This window comes from Ruegeria sp. AD11(2025), from assembly GCF_056542405.1.
The window spans coordinates 159,418-178,134 of sequence record NZ_JBQFZU010000006.1; the positions used below are offsets into that span (position 1 = coordinate 159,418).

19 protein-coding genes are annotated in these 18,717 nt (G+C 61.3%); 10 read left to right on the top strand and 9 right to left on the bottom strand.

The genetic code is table 11. The features are described from left to right. Positions 1-3: 3 nt before the first annotated feature. Genes ACR1XY_RS08265 through tsaD form a run of 4 tightly spaced genes read right to left on the bottom strand, consistent with a single transcriptional unit; the run spans position 4 to position 2,753 of the window. The gene (locus ACR1XY_RS08265) at positions 4-426 is read right to left on the bottom strand and encodes an EVE domain-containing protein (protein WP_480592042.1); all 423 of its coding nucleotides are present in this window, start codon (positions 424-426) and stop codon (positions 4-6) included. After that, the gene (locus ACR1XY_RS08270; protein WP_480592044.1) at positions 426-695 is read right to left on the bottom strand and encodes a YciI family protein; all 270 of its coding nucleotides are present in this window, start codon (positions 693-695) and stop codon (positions 426-428) included. Before ACR1XY_RS08270 ends, ACR1XY_RS08265 begins: the two co-directional genes overlap by 1 nt. Before the next feature lies 1 nt (position 696). Next, positions 697-1,659 (bottom strand): NAD(P)H-dependent glycerol-3-phosphate dehydrogenase, encoded by a 963-nt coding sequence (locus ACR1XY_RS08275; protein ID WP_480592047.1) that lies wholly within the window; start codon positions 1,657-1,659, stop codon positions 697-699. Beyond that, positions 1,656-2,753 carry a tRNA (adenosine(37)-N6)-threonylcarbamoyltransferase complex transferase subunit TsaD gene (gene tsaD / locus ACR1XY_RS08280; RefSeq protein ID WP_480592049.1) on the bottom strand — a complete coding sequence of 366 codons (1,098 nt, stop codon included), beginning with the start codon at positions 2,751-2,753 and terminating at the stop codon, positions 1,656-1,658. The genes ACR1XY_RS08275 and tsaD overlap by 4 nt, the downstream gene beginning before the upstream one ends. 85 nt (positions 2,754-2,838) lie before the next feature. On the opposite strand from tsaD, the gene ACR1XY_RS08285 reads away from it, so the two are divergent. The 3 genes from ACR1XY_RS08285 to ACR1XY_RS08295 are packed head-to-tail and all read left to right on the top strand — an operon-like array spanning position 2,839 to position 6,421. Then, entirely contained in the window at positions 2,839-3,564 is a 726-nt protein-coding gene (locus ACR1XY_RS08285) for a uroporphyrinogen-III synthase (RefSeq protein ID WP_480592052.1), read from the top strand. 54 nt (positions 3,565-3,618) lie between these two features. After that, positions 3,619-4,878 carry a COG4223 family protein gene (locus ACR1XY_RS08290; protein ID WP_480592055.1) on the top strand — a complete coding sequence of 420 codons (1,260 nt, stop codon included), beginning with the start codon at positions 3,619-3,621 and terminating at the stop codon, positions 4,876-4,878. Positions 4,879-4,888: 10 nt separating this feature from the next. Next, positions 4,889-6,421 carry a heme biosynthesis HemY N-terminal domain-containing protein gene (locus tag ACR1XY_RS08295; RefSeq protein WP_480592056.1) on the top strand — a complete coding sequence of 511 codons (1,533 nt, stop codon included), beginning with the start codon at positions 4,889-4,891 and terminating at the stop codon, positions 6,419-6,421. Here ACR1XY_RS08295 and ACR1XY_RS08300 read toward each other — a convergent pair. From ACR1XY_RS08300 to ACR1XY_RS08310, 3 genes are read right to left on the bottom strand one after another with little or no spacing between them, the layout of a single operon-like run. Continuing rightward, positions 6,418-7,452, bottom strand: a complete 1,035-nt coding sequence (locus ACR1XY_RS08300; protein ID WP_480592058.1) for an ABC transporter substrate-binding protein — start codon at positions 7,450-7,452, stop codon at positions 6,418-6,420. The genes ACR1XY_RS08295 and ACR1XY_RS08300 overlap by 4 nt on opposite strands. Then, the gene (locus ACR1XY_RS08305; protein WP_480592059.1) at positions 7,449-8,840 is read right to left on the bottom strand and encodes a sensor histidine kinase N-terminal domain-containing protein; all 1,392 of its coding nucleotides are present in this window, start codon (positions 8,838-8,840) and stop codon (positions 7,449-7,451) included. Before ACR1XY_RS08305 ends, ACR1XY_RS08300 begins: the two co-directional genes overlap by 4 nt. After that, positions 8,833-9,504 carry a response regulator transcription factor gene (locus ACR1XY_RS08310; RefSeq protein WP_480592061.1) on the bottom strand — a complete coding sequence of 224 codons (672 nt, stop codon included), beginning with the start codon at positions 9,502-9,504 and terminating at the stop codon, positions 8,833-8,835. The genes ACR1XY_RS08305 and ACR1XY_RS08310 overlap by 8 nt, the downstream gene beginning before the upstream one ends. Positions 9,505-9,651: 147 nt before the next feature. Between ACR1XY_RS08310 and ACR1XY_RS08315 the strand changes: the two genes are divergently transcribed. The 4 genes from ACR1XY_RS08315 to ACR1XY_RS08330 all read left to right on the top strand — a co-directional run bounded on the left by ACR1XY_RS08315 (position 9,652) and on the right by ACR1XY_RS08330 (position 13,237). Next, positions 9,652-10,620 (top strand): Bug family tripartite tricarboxylate transporter substrate binding protein, encoded by a 969-nt coding sequence (locus ACR1XY_RS08315; RefSeq protein ID WP_480592063.1) that lies wholly within the window; start codon positions 9,652-9,654, stop codon positions 10,618-10,620. A 70-nt stretch (positions 10,621-10,690) separates the two neighbouring features. Further along, complete coding sequence (locus tag ACR1XY_RS08320) at positions 10,691-11,122, top strand: tripartite tricarboxylate transporter TctB family protein (RefSeq protein WP_480592065.1); 432 nt, start codon at positions 10,691-10,693, stop codon at positions 11,120-11,122. Positions 11,123-11,132: 10 nt separating this feature from the next. Next, positions 11,133-12,671: a tripartite tricarboxylate transporter permease gene (locus ACR1XY_RS08325; RefSeq protein ID WP_480592066.1), complete on the top strand. Its 1,539-nt coding sequence runs from the start codon at positions 11,133-11,135 to the stop codon at positions 12,669-12,671. 113 nt (positions 12,672-12,784) lie between these two features. Next, the gene (locus ACR1XY_RS08330) at positions 12,785-13,237 is read left to right on the top strand and encodes an SRPBCC family protein (RefSeq protein WP_480592068.1); all 453 of its coding nucleotides are present in this window, start codon (positions 12,785-12,787) and stop codon (positions 13,235-13,237) included. A 20-nt stretch (positions 13,238-13,257) separates the two neighbouring features. On the opposite strand, the gene ACR1XY_RS08335 is transcribed toward ACR1XY_RS08330, so the two are convergent. Beyond that, positions 13,258-14,127, bottom strand: a complete 870-nt coding sequence (locus ACR1XY_RS08335; RefSeq protein ID WP_480592071.1) for an amidohydrolase family protein — start codon at positions 14,125-14,127, stop codon at positions 13,258-13,260. Next, positions 14,124-15,125 carry an ester cyclase gene (locus ACR1XY_RS08340; RefSeq protein ID WP_480592073.1) on the bottom strand — a complete coding sequence of 334 codons (1,002 nt, stop codon included), beginning with the start codon at positions 15,123-15,125 and terminating at the stop codon, positions 14,124-14,126. The genes ACR1XY_RS08335 and ACR1XY_RS08340 overlap by 4 nt, the downstream gene beginning before the upstream one ends. A 161-nt stretch (positions 15,126-15,286) precedes the next feature. On the opposite strand from ACR1XY_RS08340, the gene ACR1XY_RS08345 reads away from it, so the two are divergent. From ACR1XY_RS08345 to ACR1XY_RS08355, 3 genes are all read left to right on the top strand, one after another. Next, on the top strand, positions 15,287-16,360 hold the full coding sequence (locus tag ACR1XY_RS08345) for an ABC transporter ATP-binding protein (RefSeq protein WP_480592075.1): 1,074 nt from the start codon (positions 15,287-15,289) through the stop codon (positions 16,358-16,360). Between the two features lie 48 nt (positions 16,361-16,408). After that, positions 16,409-17,620: an ABC transporter substrate-binding protein gene (locus ACR1XY_RS08350; protein WP_480592077.1), complete on the top strand. Its 1,212-nt coding sequence runs from the start codon at positions 16,409-16,411 to the stop codon at positions 17,618-17,620. A gap of 73 nt (positions 17,621-17,693) precedes the next feature. Next, entirely contained in the window at positions 17,694-18,716 is a 1,023-nt protein-coding gene (locus tag ACR1XY_RS08355) for a carbohydrate ABC transporter permease (RefSeq protein WP_480592079.1), read from the top strand. Position 18,717: the final 1 nt, after the last annotated feature.

Below are 18,717 nucleotides of genomic sequence, written 5' to 3' on the forward strand. Positions count from 1 at the left end.
TGATCAGTCCGCTTGTGTGTCGCCCAAGGCACAGATCACCTGCCATTCGGCCTCGCTGACCGGTTGCACCGAAAGGCGCGAATTCTTCACCAGCACCATCTCGGCCAGGCGCTCATCCGCTTTTATCTGGTCCAGAGTCACCGGCGTTGTGAACGGTCGCACCGCCTTGATGTCCACGCAATCCCAGCGCTCGTCCTCGGTGGTGCTGTCGGGATGGGCCTCGGCGCAGACCTCGACGATACCGACGATCGCCTTGTCCTTTTGCGAGTGGTAAAAGAATCCGCGATCGCCAACCGCCATCTGCCGCATGAAATTGCGCGCCTGATAGTTACGCACGCCGTCCCATTCTTCACCCGCATCCCCTTTGGCAATCTGCTGGTCCCAACTCCAGGTCGACGGCTCGGATTTGAACAGCCAGTACGCCATCAGCCGATCACTTTCTTCCAGGGGATCAGGTCGACGGAATCGAACAGTCCCGCCTTGGCATAGGGATCGTTTTCGGCCCAGGTTTCGGCGGCCGACATGCCTTCGACCTCCAATATCACCAGAGAGCCAATCATCGCGTCTCCGTCCAGCAACGGACCGGCCTGAGAAACAACACCGGTTTCCTCGATATAGGCCAAATGGGCGGCGCGGTTGTCCAGCCGGGTTTGCAGGGCGCCGTCCTTGTCACGGGCGATGAGAGCAATCAGCATGTTATTCCTCCTTCAGGGGGCGGTTGAGCAGGGTTTCGATGGCTTGCGCCACACTGTAGGCGCCGTGGCTCAGGTCTGCCACCGTGGCGCTGATAGGCATGTCCAACCCTTCTTTCGCGGCGATCTTGGACATGGCGCGGGCCGTGGCGACACCTTCGACCGTCGTATGGCTGTCAAAGGGGCGATTCAGGCCCAAACTAAGGCCAAAACGGTAATTTCGGGACAGTTCGGACGAGCAGGTCAGTACCAGATCCCCCAACCCTGACAGGCCCATCAACGTATCGGGTCGCGCACCACGCATCAGGGCGAACCGCTGCATTTCGGCGAACCCGCGGGTCATCAGGGCGGCGCGGGCACTGTCACCAAGGCCCGCCCCGATGGTGGCCCCGCACCCGATGGCCATGACGTTTTTCAACGCGCCGCCCAGTTCGGCCCCAACGACATCGGTTGTGCGATAAAGGCGCAGGTTGGCCGTGGTCAGCTCGTGCTGCAGGTTCTGGCTCAGGGCGTCATCGGCGCAGGCCAGTGTCAGTGCCGTGGGTAGGCCTCGCGCGATGTCATCGGCAAAGCTGGGCCCGGTCAGAAGAGCGGGTTGCGCGTCCGGGATGGTTTCTCGGATCACGGAAATGGGCCCGAGGCCCGTGGACAATTCAATCCCCTTGCAGCAGGCGACCAGCGTTTTTCCAGCCAGCGCCGAAGCGTGTTCGGTTAATGCTGCGCGCAATTTCTGCATGGGAACCGAAACAAGCAGCATCTGGCTGTCAGCGGCCTTAGCGATATCAGAGGTGACCGAGACACCTTCAGGCAAACTCACATTGGGCAGCCGCGCAGCGTTCTCGCGGGTGGTTTGCATCAGATTGGCCTGATCCGCATTCCGCGCCCACAGGGTTACAGGCCCGTTTCCTGCCAGCGAAATTGCCAACGCCGTTCCAAAAGCCCCTGATCCCAGAACAGAAACACTCATGCCTTTGCGCCTTTCTTGCCGCTGCCCAACATGGCGGGGCTGGTTTGGTCCAAGGGCCAGCGGGGCCGGGCCGTCAGGTCCAGACCATCGCGGGCGCCCGTGCGAAACCGCTCCAACCCGGCATAGGCGATCATGGCCGCGTTGTCAGTGCATAGGGAGAGAGGCGGGGCGGTAAAACACGCGCCTTTCTCGCTGCAAACAATCTCTAACGCGGCCCGAATGGCGGAGTTAGCGGCCACGCCGCCCGCAACGGCAATCACCGGGTTTGAAGGGTTTTCTTCCAGATACCGATCCATTGCGCGGCGGGTTTTCTCGGCCAGAGTATCCACGATGGCTTGTTGGAACCCGGCGCACAGATCAGCGCGGTCCTGACGGGTCAGGCCGCCCTTCTCGGCAACGATCTGGTCCCGCATCCGCATCAGCGCGGTTTTGAGCCCGGAAAATGAGAGGTCACATCCGGGTCGGTCCAGCAGCGGCCGGGGAAAGCGGAACCGTTTGGGATCGCCAGACCGCGCTTCGGTCTCGACCGAAGGACCGCCGGGTTGCGGCAGGCCTAGAAGGCGCGCGGTTTTGTCGAAGGCCTCGCCCGGTGCATCGTCAATGGTGCCGCCCAGGCGGGTGAACTGCTCCGGCCCGTGGGCGATCAAATACTGGCAATGCCCGCCCGATACCAGCAGCATCAGGTAAGGGAACGCGATCCCGTCTGTCAGGCGCGGCGTCAGGGCGTGGCCTGCCAGATGGTTTACCCCGATCAACGGCAGGCCGGTTGCGGCGCTCAAGCCCTTGGCGCACATGACGCCGGACATAACGCCGCCGATCAGGCCCGGCCCGGCGGTCACGGCTATGGCGTCCATATCAGCCAAAGTCAGACCCGCGGCCTCAAGCGCCTGCACCACGCATATATCCAGTTTTTCCGCATGGGCACGGGCAGCGATCTCGGGGACCACACCGCCAAAGGTGCTGTGCAACTCGGTCTGTCCATGCACGATGGATGACAGCACTTCAGCCCCGGCGCCGTCGGATTGGCGCACGACGGCGGCGGCCGTGTCGTCACAGCTGCTTTCCAGTCCGAGGACGGTAAGTGTTTGCACCATTGGCTCGATCCGCTACACCTTGATTGCCAAGCGGGGTATCACCCTGCGCGGACGCAAACAATCCCAAGGCGGAAGGCGCCGACTGTTGTATTTGCTGATGACCCGCCCGCGCGCTGCCTCTGAACGATTCGTTGCGCAGCTGCCGACCCGCACCAGATCCCGGGTCCAGGTCATCTATTCCCCGATCCTCGAAATCAGACCTCTGCCGATCAAAGTGAACACGCAGGGTTTTCAGGGGTTGATCTTTACCTCGGCCAATGCGGTGAATGCCGCCGTGTCCCTTGGACTGGCACGGGGCATGCCCGCCTTCTGTGTCGGTCCTGCGACGACCGGTACAGCAAAAGTGGCCGGATGGGACGCGCAGATGGTCGGCACAACCGCCGAGGAACTGGTGGCCTATCTGTTGAAACACCGGCCGGACAGTCCGCTGTTGCATCTGCGCGGCGAGCACAGCCGGGGCAATATAGCCACCCGCCTGACCGAGTCGGGTCTGACCGTGCGCGAACAGCCCGTCTATCTGCAGCGCCTGTTACCGCTGACACCCGAGGCTGCCGCGACCGCCGGCGGAGATACACCGGTGATTGCGCCCCTGTTTTCACCCAGAACGGCGCGACAATTTGCCGATATCTGGACCGGTACGGCACCCTTGTGGCTCGTCGCAATCAGCGAAGCGACAGCGGAACCCCTTTATTCCTTGGACTATGCGCACCTGAAGATCGCCAAGGAGCCGACCCCGAAGACAATGCAGAAAGCTGTTAAAAAGCTTGTGAAACATGCGATGCGGGTTGAGGGCAGCGAGACCACCGATTAACCTAGAGTGGCCTGTTATTCATGTGAAATTGGATTCGATAAGGGGAATGTTGCGGTGGCTCGTAAGAAAAAAACCGATCAAAAGCCAGTGGAAGACCCCAAGTCGGACGAAGCGGTTGAAACTGTTTCCACCCAGGACGATGCGTCTGTTGACGCGGCTGAGCCGGTAGAAGAGGTCCTTTCCGAAGCCGAAGCCGAAGCCGAAGCCGAAGCCGAAGCCGAAGCCGAAGCCGAAGCCGAAGCCGAAGCCGAAGCCGAAGCCGAAGCCGAAGCCGAAGCGGCCGTCGAGCCGGTTGCGGAAGAGCCCTTTGCGACGGTGGCAGAAAAACCCGCCGAACCTGAACAGGAAAAACGCGGCGGCTTTGTGCCAGCCCTGCTTGGCGGTGTACTTGCGGCCGGGATCGGTTTTGCGGCAGGCAGCGCGGGATTTTTCGGGTCAGGCGAATCTGATGGCCTAGCGGCGCTTGAGGCGAAACTCAATGATCAGTCCAGCCAGATCGAGGCACTTACGAAATCGCTGGCCGACAGTTCAGACACTTCGGAAGTGGACAGCAAAATCGCCGCCCTGACAGATCAGATAACGCCACTCAGCGCGGAACTAAACGCGGTGAAATCCGGCCTCGACGGGCTTGCGGGGAAGATCGACCCGCTGGCCGGCCGCCTGAGCGATCTGGAAAGCAGTGCGCTGACGCAAGGTGCATCGCCCGAAGTGTCAGCCGCTTTTGAGGCCGAGTTGAAGAAACTGCAGGATTCGCTGGCCGCGCAACGCGCCGAGGTCGAGAAAATGGTCTCGGACGCGCAGGCGCTCGAGGCGCAGGCCGCTGCCAAGGCGCAGGCGGCAACCAATGCATCGATCCTGTCTCAGGTGCACAGCCAATTGGACGCGGGTCAGCCTTATGAAAGTCTGGTTGCCGAGTTGGCAGCCGGTGGTGTGACCGTACCAGAGGCACTGACGGCCCCGGCAAAAGAAGGCGTTGCCTCCCTGGCCGCGCTGCAGGAGTCTTTCACGCCCGCAGCCCGCACTGCCCTTGCAGATGCGCGGGATGCGGACAAGACCACGGGTCTGTTCGCGTTTCTGCAACGCCAGACCGGCGCGCGTTCGGTCACTCCGCAAGAGGGCGATAGCCCCGACGCGGTGCTGTCGCGGGCCGAGGCTGCTCTGGCGGGCGGCGATGTCGCTGCGGCGTTGAGCGAACTAAAATCCCTGCCCGAGGCGGCAAAGGCGGCACTGGCCGGTTGGGAACAGGCGGCCCAGACCCGTGAGGCCGCCGTGGATGCCGCAAATGCGCTGCAATCCAGCGTAAACTCGAACTGAAGGACCTGCCATGCTGTGGTCATTGTTAAAGATCCTTGTTTTTGTAGCGATTATCGGCCTGCTGGCCATGGGCGCCATGTTCCTGATGGAAACCAGTGGCGGCGTGCAGATCACGGCGTGGGGTCAGGAATTCACCTTGGGGCCGCTGCAATCGGTGATCGCGCTGGGCGTGCTGGTTGTTTTGATATGGGTGTTCTTCAAACTGCTGACGCTGCTGATCGCGACACTGAAATTCCTCAACGGGGATGAAACCGCCCTGTCGCGTTACTTCGACCGCAGCCGCGAAAAGCGGGGCTATCAGGCGCTGTCCGATGGTTTGATGGCGCTGGCCTCGGGCGAGGGGCGCGTGGCGATGAACAAGGCGTACAAAGCCGAGAAGCTGCTGAACAAGCCGGAATTGACCAATCTTCTGGTCGCGCAGGCGGCCGAAATGAACGGCGATACCAAAAAGGCGTCAGATACCTACAAGAAGCTGGTCACCAACAACGCCACCCGCTTTGTCGGGGTGCGCGGCATCATGAAACAGAAACTGGCCGAAGGCGATGATGACACCGCCCGTAAGCTGGCCGAAAAGGCGCTGGCGATCAAACCGCGCCATGCCGAGACGCAGGATATCCTGCTGGGTCTGCAGACAAAATCGCAGGACTGGACCGGCGCGCGTTCGACCCTGACCGCTAAGCTGAAGGCCGGTCATCTGCCGCGCGACGTGTTCAAGCGCCGCGATGCGGTGCTGGCCTTGTCCGAAGCCAAGGATATTCTGGCCGAGGGTGCCACCGTAGAACAGCAGGAACACGCGATTGAGGCCAACCGCCTGTCGCCCGATCTGGTGCCGGCCGCCGCGATGGCCGCACGCGCTTATATCAAAAAGGGCAAGCCGCGCGCCGCCACCAAGATCCTGAAAAAGGCGTGGGAGGTGCATCCGCATCCCGATCTGGCCCATGCCTTTGCCGAGATTGCACCGGATGAAACGCCGGAGGCGCGGATCAAACGCTTTACGGCGTTGACCCGCATTCACCCGGAAAACCCGGAAACCCGCCTGATCGTGGCCGAGTTGAACATCGTCGCCGAGGATTTCCCCGAAGCCCGCCGGGCGCTGGGAGATGTGGTGGAAAAACAGGCCGACGCGCGCGCTTACACCCTGATGGCGGCGATTGAACGGGGCGAGGGTGCCTCGGACGCTGTGGTGCAGGGCTGGTTGGCCAAGGCGCTGAACGCGCCGCGCGGGCCGCAATGGGTTTGCGACAACTGCCATGACATTCAGGCCGAATGGGCCCCGGTCTGTCAGAACTGCCACAGCTTTGACACGCTCAGCTGGCAGACCCCGCGAACGCCCGAGATCGCAACGGCCACCGGCGTTCACATGCTGCCGCTGATTGTCGGCGCGCTTGAGGACAAACAGGAGCCCGAACCCGAGCCCGAAATCGAAGAAGTCGAAGAGATAGTCGAGCCCGAGGTTATCGAGATGGAGGCGGAACCTGTCCGGCCCGATGTCGAACCGGCGGTCAATGCCGAGGGAGAGCCGGTGGTCGAGAAACAGGCCTAGCGCGCGGTTTCCACGTCAAAGGCATCGTTCCACAGTTTGAACAGCTCTGCCCGGCGGTTCTGGTCCCGTGCGACCAGCAGCGCCGGGGACAGTGCAATAAAACGGCGGGCGCTTGGTGTCAGGCCGGTTTCGGCCGCATCCATCTGGGCAACAAGGCCCGAGGCCGCCAGCAGGCTTTGCGCCTCGGGAGACAGCAGAAAATCCAGAAACCCGGTTGCGGCGACCTTGTTGCCCGCCTGCGCCGGGATCATCAAGGCGCGGGACAGGACCAGCGTGTAGTCTTCGGGCAGGATCACTCCCACGCCCGGCGCATGGGCATTGGCCACATAGGATCCCAGAACGTTATAGGCGATAAGGAACCGGCCCTCGGCCACGTCGCGAATAATCTCGGACGAACAGCAGGTGGCCACGGCATCGATGCGGGCAAACCCCTCGATCAGAGAGCCAAAGGTTGTAGCCTCGAGGCTGTCACCATAGGCGAACAAATACCCAAGGCCCGAGGCGGCGATGTCATAAGTCGCCACCCGGCCCCGCAGCAGTTCGGGCTGCGTGCGCATCGCGTCCAGCAGGGCAAAGCGATTGCGAGGGACGTGCTGGTCGTCCAGGAGGACTTTGTTATAGGCGATGACGGCGGGTTCGGTGGTGATGCCCCAAAGCTCATCGCGCCAGCGCCGCGCGTCCGGCAGCGCCTCGGTCCGGGGCGAGCGGTAGCGGTGGGCACAGGCGGAATTGACCAGCCACACCATCTGCTGAATCGCCGAAGAAAACACCACATCGGCGGGAGCCTGACCGCCCTTGCAGACGGTGCGACTGTGCTGGAACAGCGCGTTCGAGCCCCATTGCTCGTAGGTGATCACCAGGTCGGGGTTCAGCTCGACGAATCGTTCCAGAACCGGAGCGATGATGGCGATATCGGTGGTTGACCGGATCAGCATCGGGTCGTCTCCACCGCCGAAGCTGGCCGTGGCTTCCTGCGCGCGCAGAGTGCCGGGCAGAGCAAACAGAAGGCAGAACAACAGGACGCGGATCATTCGATTCCCCTTGCGGCCGGAAAAATGAGTGCCGCGCGAAATCCAGTTTCGTCGCGGACCATCTCAACCGTGCCGCCAAAAGCCTCGGCGGTAGATTTCACGATGGACAGGCCCAGCCCGCTGCTGTCCTCGCCCGAGCCGGTGGTGCGGTTGAACCGATCTCCGACGTGATCGGCGATGGGCGTGGCGGGGCCGGGGCCGTGATCGCGGACCCACAGAACGGCGTGGTTGCCCTCCTGCTTCGCGCCAATGCTGACCGGCGGTTCACCGTGCCGCAATGCGTTGCCCAGCAGGTTCTTGGCCGCCTCGCCAAGGGAAAATGCATCGGCATTCACCAGCACCGGGGTTTCTCCGATTTCCAGCCGAACCTCGACGCCGGGCGCAACCAGTTCGTGATCGCTCTGTTCCAGCACATCCAGCGCCACCTCGCGCAGATCAACGGGGCGGCGGGGTGCGCTGTCGATGCGGTGGATCACCATGGCGCGGGACAGCAGCTGATCCAGCAAAGTGCCCAGTGACCGCGTGCGTCTTAGCAACCGATCCAATGCCCGCGCGCGGGCCGGGGGGTCGGGGTCGTCCTGCGCGATCTCGGCCTGTACTCGGATCGCAGCGACGGGTGTGCGCAGTTGATGCGCGGTGTCGGCGATCAGGTTGCGCATCGTCTCCACTTGCCGGTCCAATCGCCCCATGAACCGGTTCATCGCGGTCAGCATCACCTGCAACTCACGCGGCAACCCAGCGCTGGCCATCGGTGTGAGGTCATGCGGATCGCGGCGGGTGAGGTCTTCGGACAGCGCCTCGAGCGGGCGCAGGGCGGAACGGGTAACAAACCACGACATGACCAGCAGCAAAATCCCCGCGACGGCCATAGGCAGCAGCGCGTCGCGCATCAGCCCGGCGGTCATGGACTGGCGTGCGCGCAGGGTCTGGCCGACCAGCACCTCGACCTCGCCCGAGAAATCCCGTTCGGCAAACAGGCGGGCGACACGGACAAAGCGCGCGGGTTCTCCGTTCAGGTCGGCGGTGAAGTAGAAGGGTGCGGTGCCGGGTTGCTGTGGTACCTCGATCACCGTGTCGCGGTCCAGCCCGGTGATGAACGGACCACCGGGCACCTGCACCGCATAGAATATCCGGTCATCCGGGGCCTGCGCCAGCAGTTGAAAGGCCGAGACCGGCAGATCCACAAACGGCTCGCCATCCTGTATGCGCACGGATTCTGCAATGTCGCTGGCTGCGCCCAGCAGCAGGCGGTCATAAGCCTGCCGCGCCGCCAATCGTCCATTTGCCCAGATCGACAGCGCCACAAGGCAGCCGCCGAGTATCAGGATCAGCATCACCGCGCTTAGAACACGGGCGGTCAGACTGTGGGGCATGAGCAGTCTAGCCATCCAGACCGATCCGATAGCCCACTCCGCGCTGGGTGGTGATGCCGACTGTGCTGCCGGTGAATTTCTTCCGCAGGCGCGCGATATACAGCTCGATCGCGTTCTCGCCTACATCTGCGTCTTCGAACCCGTAAAGCGAGTCATACAGCCGCGTTTTCGATAGATACTGCCCCTCGTGCCGGATCAGTTCGTCCAGCACGGCGGCCTCGCGTGCGGTCAGGTTCAGGCGCTTTCCGTCCAGCGTGGCGCTGCGATCCTTGGGGGCGTAGATCAGTGGACCCAGCGTGATCTGTTCGCTCTTGCGGTTAGCGTCCCGGCGGACGAGGGCGCGCAGCCGCGCTTCCAACTCGCGCTGATCGAATGGTTTGCCCAGATAGTCGTCGGCGCCTTTGTCCAAGGCGGCCACGCGATCCTCGACCGAGGTCAGCGCGGTCAGCATCAGCACTGGGGTGCGGTCGCCCGAGGCTCGGATCTTGCCCAGGAAGTTCAGGCCGGACCCGTCGGGCAAGTTAATGTCCAGCAGCATGGCATCATAGCTTTGTACCGCACGGAAATCGCGGGCGGATTCCACGGTGGTTGCCAGATCACACACCACGCCGGAGCGGGCCAGATGGGCCACGACACCCTCGGCCAGATCCTCTGCATCCTCGATCATCAAAACGCGCATGACCCCTCCCAAAGCCGGACGCAGGAACCGTGACAGGTTCGTGACAGCATTATTCGGTAAACAGATACGACCTGCAAGGACACGCGCCTGCGGGGATCGGTTTCGGCCGCTGAAATGTGGCCCAAAAAGACCAAGGAGGAGACACGAATGAAACTGTTTGGAACCAGTGGCGCAATTGCAGCTGCTGTCTTTGCCCTGTCCGGCGTGGCCGCCAGCGCACAGGAATGTATCGCCCCGGCCAACCCCGGCGGTGGCTGGGATTTCACCTGCCGTCAGGTGGGTAAGTCGCTGCAGGATCTGGGCCTGATCGACCAGACCATGCAGGTGGTGAACCTTGCCGGTGGCGGCGGTGGCGTGGCCTTTGCCGAAGTGGTGAACAAGCGCGGCGAAGATAACGAGCTGATCGTTGCGGCCAGCGCGGCCACTGCGACCCGCCTGGCGCAGGGGGCCTATCCGGGCAACACCATGGAACAGGTGCGCTGGCTTGCCGCCATCGGGGCCGACTATGGCGTGATTGCCGTAGCCGCTGACAGTGCGGTCAACACGTTGCCGGAACTGCTGGACCAGATCAAGGCGGACCCGGCTTCGGTGTCGGTTGCGGGCGGGTCCGCGGTGGGCGGATGGGACCACCTGAAGGTTCTGATCGCAGCCAATGCCTATGGCATCGACGATGTGCGCTCGGTCAAATACATCGCCTTTGACGGCGGTGGCGAGGCTGTGACCCAGCTGCTGGCCGGATCGGTTCAGGCGTTCACCGGCGATATCTCCGAGGCCAAAGGTTTCGTCGATTCCGGTGACATCAAGGTGATCGCGGTGCTGGCCCCCGAACGGCTGCCCGGTGAATTCGCGGATTTCCCGACCGCCAAGGAGCAGGGCGTTGACGCCATCGGTGCCAACTGGCGTGGGTTCTACGCTCCTGGCGGTATGACCGATGAGGCCTATGGCGATTGGGTCGGCAAGATCGGTGACCTCTATGCCTCGGACGAATGGAAACAGGTGATGGCTGCCAACGGTCTCGCCCCGCTGGACCTGCAGGGCGCGGCCTTCCAGGACTTTGTCGCGGAATCCGTGGGTCAGATCCAGACCATCTCGAAAGAGATCGGGATCATCAAATAACCACTCACAGCGATCCGGGCACCCAGCCGTGCCCGGATCGACCCATTTACCCGAACAATAGGAGACACCGATGAGTGACCGTATCTTCGGGGTCGTCGGACTGCTACTCGCCATCGGATTTGCTTTTTCCGCATTGGCGATCGAGGAGAGCTTTCTGTCCGATGCCGTCGGACCCAAAGCCTTCCCCCTGATCATCGCCGCCATTCTGGGCCTGTCGAGCATCGTCATCGCCCTGCGCCCGGATACCGAGCCCGAATGGCCCACGCTGAGCCGTCTGGTCGAGGTCGGCGCCGCCGTGGTCATGATGATCCTTTACGCTGAACTGCTGCCCGAGCTTGGCTTTGTCATCGCCACCGCATTCGCCGCCACCTATCTGGCCTGGCGTCTGGGGTCCGGCCTGATCGAAAGCGTGCTTGTGGGTGTCGGCACGTCCGTCGGCATCTACGTCATTTTCCATCTGGTTCTGGGCCTTTCGCTGGCCCGCGGCCCGCTGGGGTTCTGAGGAATAGGACATGGAAACTCTTGCATCCCTCGCAGACGGTTTCGCCATCGCGCTGACATGGCAGAACCTGATGCTGGCCCTGCTGGGCTGTTTTCTGGGCACGATCATGGGCGCGCTGCCCGGTCTTGGCCCGTCGAACGGCGTGGCCATCCTGATCCCGCTGGCGTTTACGCTGGGGCTGGGCGCCACTCCCTCGCTGATCCTGCTGACCAGTGTCTATTACGGGGCAATGTACGGGGGGCGTATATCCTCGATCCTGCTAAACATCCCCGGCGACGAGCCCGCGATGATGACCTGCCTCGACGGCCATCCCATGGCCAAGAAGGGTTTGGCAGGCGAGGCTCTGTCGCTGTCCGGCATCGCCTCATTCGTTGGCGCGTTTCTGGCCACATGGGGCCTGATCCTGCTGGCACCGCAGCTGGTCAAGGTTGCCCTGCTGTTCGGCCCGGCCGAGTATTTCGCCCTGTTCGCTTTGGCCTTCATGACGTTGGGTGGCGTGTCCTCGACCAACCAGGCCAAATCGGCCTTTGCCGCCGCGCTGGGTCTTGGCTTGGCGACCATCGGCGTCGACACCCAGACCGGCGTGCCGCGCTTTACCTATGGCGAGGTGCATCTGTACGACGGGATCGATTTCCTGGTGGCCATTGTCGGTCTGTTCGCCCTGTCCGAAGTGTTCATCTTTCTTGAACATCGCCACGGAGGGTCGGATGCCGAAGGCCGCAAACTGAACATCGGTCGCCTCTATCCGCCAATGTCGATGGTCAAGAAATGCACGCCGACCATGCTGCGGACCTCTTTCCTTGGCTTCATCGCGGGTGTTCTGCCTGGGGCAGGGGCATCGCTGGGATCGTTCATTTCCTATTCGATGGAGAAACGGCTAGTCGATAAGGAAAACACCTTTGGCACCGGCGATCCCCGTGGCGTGGCCGCACCCGAGGCCGGAAACAACGCGGCCGCCGGTGGTGCCCTGGTGCCGATGCTGGCGCTGGGCGTGCCGGGGTCGGGGACAACGGCTGTTCTGCTGGCGGTGCTTCTGGCGCTGAACATCACGCCGGGACCGCTGCTGTTTACGCAGAACCCGGATGTGGTCTGGGGCCTGATCGCCGCGCTGTTCATTGCCAACTTCATGTTGCTGGCGATGAACATCCCGATGGTTGGCCTGTTCACCCGCGTGCTGATGATCCCCTCGCGCATCCTGATGCCGATCGTGGCGATGGTCAGCTTTGTCGGCATCTACGGCATCTCGGGCTCCAGCTTTGATTTGCTGGTGATGATCGGATTCGGCGTTATGGGTTGGGTTTTGCGTAAGCTGGACGTGCCTTTGGTGCCCATCATCCTTGGCACACTGCTGGGCAACTCGATGGAGAACAACCTTCGCCGTGCGGTCACCATCGACAATGGCAACTGGTGGACCCTGATCGACAGCCCGCTGTCCATCGCGTTGTGGTCCATCGCCATCATCGGCTTTGTCCTGCCCCTGATCGTGGGGGCCCGGGTCAAGGCCAAGATGCACCAGCGCCGGGATGAAGAAGGCGCGATCAGCGACTGATGAACCATGTGCCGCCGGTCAGGGATCGGCGGCGCCGAAACAGACTCTGGAAAGATGCGGTGGAACCTGTAACTTTGCTGAACAGGGCAAGTCACTGATCAAAGGAAGCGCGCATGGACCTGAGTGATGAAATCCGCATCTCGGCACCACGGGATGTCGTGTACCAGGCTTTGAACAACCCCGAGATTTTGCAGGAATGCATCCCGGGTTGCGAGGAGCTGACCCAGAACGCGCCCGATGAGCTGGCGGCCAAGGTCGTGCTGAAGATCGGGCCGGTCAAGGCAAAATTCGCCGGAGAGGTCACGCTGGACACCTCCAACGCTCCAGACGGGTTTTCCCTGTCCGGCGAAGGTAAGGGCGGGGCGGCAGGCTTTGCCAAAGGTGGGGCCGACGTGACGTTGACCGAAGACGGGGATGAGACGGTGCTGTCCTATACTGCCAAGGTTGATGTCGGCGGCAAGATCGCCCAGTTGGGCAGCCGCCTGATCGCGGGCACCGCGAAAAAGCTGTCGGGCAAGTTTTTCACCCGGTTTGGTGAGATCGTGTCCGAGCAATCGGTGCCCTGACCGTCAGAACATCCTGCCCGTTACATGTGATAAAACTGCTGCGCGGTGCGTCCGAAAACCTGATCATGATGGGCCTCAGAGATGAGTGCTTTGTGTCTGGCGATCAGGTCCGCGTAACTGGATGACAGGATGTCGACCGGAAAGTTCGACCCGAACATGCAGCGTTCAGGCCCGAATTGGTCCAGGCAGTGATCGACGATTGGCCTGACGCTGTCGGTGCTCCAATTGGGATCGAACATGCCGAGGCCCGAGAGTTTGCAGGTGACTTGCGGCAGTGCCGAAAGCGATTGCAGCGCCTTAGCCCAGCCTTCCAGTCCCTGTGCGGACCGGTCATGCGGCGACCCCGCGTGGCACAGCGCCACTTGCGTTGCCGGTGCCTGAGTCAGTACGGCGGCGGTCCGCTCCATCAACTCGGGCAACAATTGCAGGTCAAAGGACAGGCCGCGGTCGCCCAGTTGTTTCAGCCCCGCCAGAAACTTTGGATTGTCCAATAGGTCATTTGTACCCGACAGCTCATCCTCACCCGGCGCGCGGCCGATGATCTGGCGCACCCCGCGTAGCGTGGGCAGAGTTTGCAGCAGGTCCAGCTTTTCCGCTAGGTCGCCTGCGGTCAAATCACAATAGGCGACCTGCACCAGCGGCCATTCGGGATATTGATCGGCGACGGACTGCACCCATTGCGCTTCGGCCCAGGGATCGGCTGCGCCGACCTGAATATGCACTGAGGCAGTAAACCCGGCGGCCTCGGCATCTTTGCGGAATTCAGGCAGCAGATAGTCGCGCTGAATCGGAGTGGGATCACCAAAGAACCGCACCGCTCCCTTCTCCATGAGCCATGGGTATTCCACCGCTTTCAGGTTCCACAGGTGGTGATGCGCATCGATTCTCATGGCGTTTCAATCCCAGTTGTGCGGGCCAGAATGTCGACGCCCTGCTGTTTCCAGAAGTGCAGAAGGTCGATGAAAATCCAGTTCTCGGCCAGTTTGTCACCCGCGCGGCGATAGATGTCGATCACCCGGAACTCGCCGGGTTTTCCGGTGGCGGGCATGCCCATGAAACCGCCTGTCGGTACGGCGGTGAAGTTAGGCCAGCCGAAGAAGCCGCCGTAATACCCCTCGGCCAGACGGCAGATATGCCTGGTCTTGGAGCGTTCGGTGAATGACGCACGGAATGGGCCGGAATGTTGCTTGGCATACCGTTCGATCGTGTAGGTGGCACCGATCCCTTCGGGCCCCCACCAGATCATGTCGTCATGCCATGTGCGGGCCAACTCGTCTTCAAGCGACAAGCCGCTGTTCCACTGACCAAGGTCCGCGATCATCGCATTGATCGCCGCCAGTGTCTTGCGGCCTTCTTCCTCGGGCTGGTCCTCGGTCAGCAGTCCGTCATGGGTCAGCGGCCCAGGTTGGATCAGATGCGCTGCAGTTTGCGGTGGAAACGGGTTTTGTCCGGCCTGAACCATCAGATGCGGAATGTCGAAATACATCGCCGTTTCGACGATCTTGCCGCCCGTGATCCTGTGAAACTCGCAACAACGCAGAAACACCATCTTGCCGGTGGGGCGAATCCCCAACCATGGCGCATCGAACAGGCCCATCAGATGACCCATCGAAACCACCCAGACATCCGCATCCGGTTCCAGAGAGTTGGTGCCCGCGAAAAAGACATCCTGCCGGCGCTGCATCCGCTTCAGGCTGGTTTTCAGCGGCTGCCAGAACGCCCGTGCCACCGCGTCTGCACCGGTTATTTCGTCGAACGGATGGAAGCCGCGCCATAAAACATCATCAGCGCAGAACTGCCCAACAACGTCGGGCAGATTCGACCCGTTGGCTGAGTCGAGGGTTTCGAAGAACGAGGAGACGAGTGTTTTTTCTTTCTGAAAGCTCACGTTTGTACTGCTTTTCTGATGGTTAGCTTCGGATTTAAGCGATTGAGAATCGCTGGTTAGGAACTTTTTTGCATACGTATGCAAAAAAGTCTTGCCAGAAATGATTACTGAAGAATACAGTTTTGCAAACGTATGCAAAGCGAATCCTTGCAGGGGGCACCATGGCGGAAATTCAACTTCGCAACGTCGGCAAACGCTGGGGCAGCTTTGTCGGAGTCCACAATTTCGACCTGACCATCGCGGATCGCGAGTTTCTGGTGCTGCTGGGCCCGTCGGGCTGCGGCAAGACTACCACGATGCGGATGATCGCCGGTCTGGAAGACGTCACCGAGGGCGAGATTCTGGTCGATGGCAAGGTGGTCAACGATCTGGAGCCCAAGGACCGCGACGTGGCGATGGTTTTCCAGAGCTATGCGCTCTACCCGAATATGAACGTCTATGAGAATATCCGATTTCCGCTGAAAGTGCGCGGCATCGACCCATCAACGCATGACGAAAAAGTGCGTCGTGCCAGCGCGATGGTCGAACTGGACGAATTCCTGCACCGCAAGCCTGCCGAACTGTCCGGTGGTCAGCGGCAGCGCGTGGCATTGGCCCGCGCCATCGTCCGTGAACCCAACGTATTCCTGATGGATGAGCCGCTGTCGAACCTCGACGCCAAACTGCGGGTTTCAACGCGAGCACAGATCAAGAACCTAAGCCACGAACTGGCAGTCACCACCATCTATGTGACCCATGACCAGATCGAAGCGATGACCCTGGCCGATCGCGTTGTGGTCATGAAAAAAGGTGTGGTTCAGCAGGTCGGCAGCCCGACCGAGATCTATGACCGCCCGGCAAACACCTTTGTCGCCAGCTTCATCGGCTCGCCTGCGATGAACCTGATGGACGGTGAGGTTTCGGGCGGTGTGTTCCGGACAAAGCACGTGGAAATTCCGGTCGATGCCACAGATGGTCCCATGACCCTTGGCTTCCGCGCCGAGGACGCCAGCATTGCCGAAGGGCAGGGCCAGATCACGGCACCGATCTACACACTGGAACTGCTGGGCGACGCGACCATGATCTCGGTCCGGGTCGGTGGTGCGCTGGTATCGGTCAAGGCTGACAAAGCCTTCCGAGCCGAGATCGGCGAGATGGTCTCATTCTCGGTGCCAACGGAAATCTGTCACCTCTTTGAAGCTGAAAGCGGTGCGCGGATCGGGGAGCAATCCCACAAACAGCCCATTCGGGCATAACACCGGTCCGGACGTCGACGACGGACCGATCCTGACAGGGAGAAACGCATGAAACTCAAATCACTCTTCATGGCAGGCGCCATGTCCCTCGCAGCAACTGGCGCATGGGCCGAATGCGCATATGAAAACGAAGTACCGCTGAAATCGCTTTCGGCTGGTTTTGAGGCCTGGAAAGCTGTCACCGACGCGATGGCCGAATGCGGCAACTTCAGTGCTTCGCTGGACCAGGAATTCCGCGAGAAGCAGCCTGAAGCCTTTGCAGCGAGCCCTTCGCTGTATCAGATCGGTGGCGTTGCAAACGAGACAATGATCCCGCTGCTGAACGCCGGCTCGCTGCGTCCGCTGGATGATCTGGTCGAAAAGTACGGCCAGGATCTGCTGCCGAACCAGCTGATCAAGGTGGACGGTAAAGTCATGGCGATTGCCATGATGGTGAACGCGCAGCACCTGATGTACCGCAACGACGTTCTGGCCGACCTGGGTATCGAAGAGCCCATGACCTATGACGACGTTCTGGCCGCCGCCGCCAAGATCAAAGAAGCGGGCGTCATGGAGTACCCGATCGGCGGCACCTTCAAGACCGGTTGGAACTTGGCCCAGGAATTCGTCAACATGTACATGGGCGAAGGCGGTGAGTTTTTTGGCGAAGGCAACATGCCCTCGATCAACAACGAGCAGGGCGTCAAAGCGCTTGAGACCATGAAAGCGATGACCGAGTTCATGGATCCGGAATTTCTGGTCTCTGACTCGACCTACGTTCAGCAACAGTTCCAGCAGGGCAAGATCGCCATGGCCAACCTGTGGGCCAGCCGCGCCGCTGCGATGAACGACGAAGCCGAAAGCCAGGTGGTCGGCAAAGTGACCATGGCGTCGGCCCCGATGGGTGCGGCTGCGCCATCGACTACCATCTGGTGGGATGGTGTCGTTCTGGCTGCGAACATGAGCGAGGAAGAAGCGGATGCCGCATTCCGTCTGGTCATGGAAGGCATCGACGGTGACATGGTCAGCGCTAACAACGACGTCGCCGTCTGGCTGAGTCCCGCCTACACGCCGGGTGATCTGGCAGCCGGTGCCGCAGCGTCGGCAGAAAACGGTGCCAAGGCGTACCCTGCGTCGGCCCCGATGGGCGTTCTGCACAGCGCGCTGGGCAACGGGCTGGCCGACTATCTGACTGGTGCAAAAGACGCATCGACCACTCTGGCCGATATCGAAGCCGCTTATCTGACTGCTGCGAAAGAAGCAGGTCTGGTCAACAACTGATCCTCCCCGGGGGGAGGGCTCCGGCCCTCCCATCCCCTCCTGATCCCTCGAGAACCATGAGAAAGGCAGAGCCATGAATTTCCGGACATTTGCCGCCTTTGTTGGCCCCTCTGTCTTTATGATGCTTCTCTTCATCGCGTTTCCGCTGGTCAGCGTGTTCAAGCAGAGCTTTTACATCACCCAGCCGATCTATGAGACGGTCGAGGTCGAAACCTGCACCCCCGGTTTCCTGACCCAGACCTGTGTTACCGAGTTGAAGTCGCAGCCGAAGCTGGATGAACATGGCGAGGTCATCACCCAGACCCAGTACGTGGGGCTGCAAAGCTATCGCAACGTGCTGGAACCGGAACGGGCTTGGCGAGCGATCAGCGAAGGCAGCCTGAGCGTTCTGTCCACAATCAACTTCTGGAAGGCGCTGCGGTTCACCCTGACATTCACGTTGATCACTCTGCCTCTGGTGATTGTCTGCGGGTTGGGCATTGCGGTTCTGATCAACAACGCGGCGCGGTCTATCCGCGGGCCGGTGATCTTTATCTCGCTGCTGCCTTTCATCATCACGCCGGTCATTGGGGTGTTGTCGATCAACTGGCTGTTCCGGGGTGACGGTATCCTGACCGCGCTGATCGAATGGTGGCTGAACCGCGATATTGCCCTGTTTGCGCAAGCTTGGACCATTGAAATCCTGATGATGCTCTACCGCGTCTGGCACGTTGCACCCTTTGCTGCCATCGTGTTCTATGCCGGTCTGCAAACGGTTAATCAGGACAGCCTTGAAAGCGCCGTGATAGACGGGGCGACCCGCTGGCAGCGGATGAAGTACATCGTCATCCCACACCTGATGCCGCTGATCATATTCGTGGCCATGATTCACCTGATGGACGCCTACCGCGTGTTCGAAGAGATCGTCGGTTTCTCTAGCCAGGGCTATGTCATCTCGCTGCAGTGGCTGACCTATGACTTCCTGGTGCCGGACCAGGCCGGTAACCGGTCGATTAGCCGGGCTTCGGCTAGTGCCATGCTGACCATGATCGGTATCGTCATCCTGCTTATCCTTCCGCTGCGCCGGACATGGCGCGATCACAAAGGGGGTCACTGAT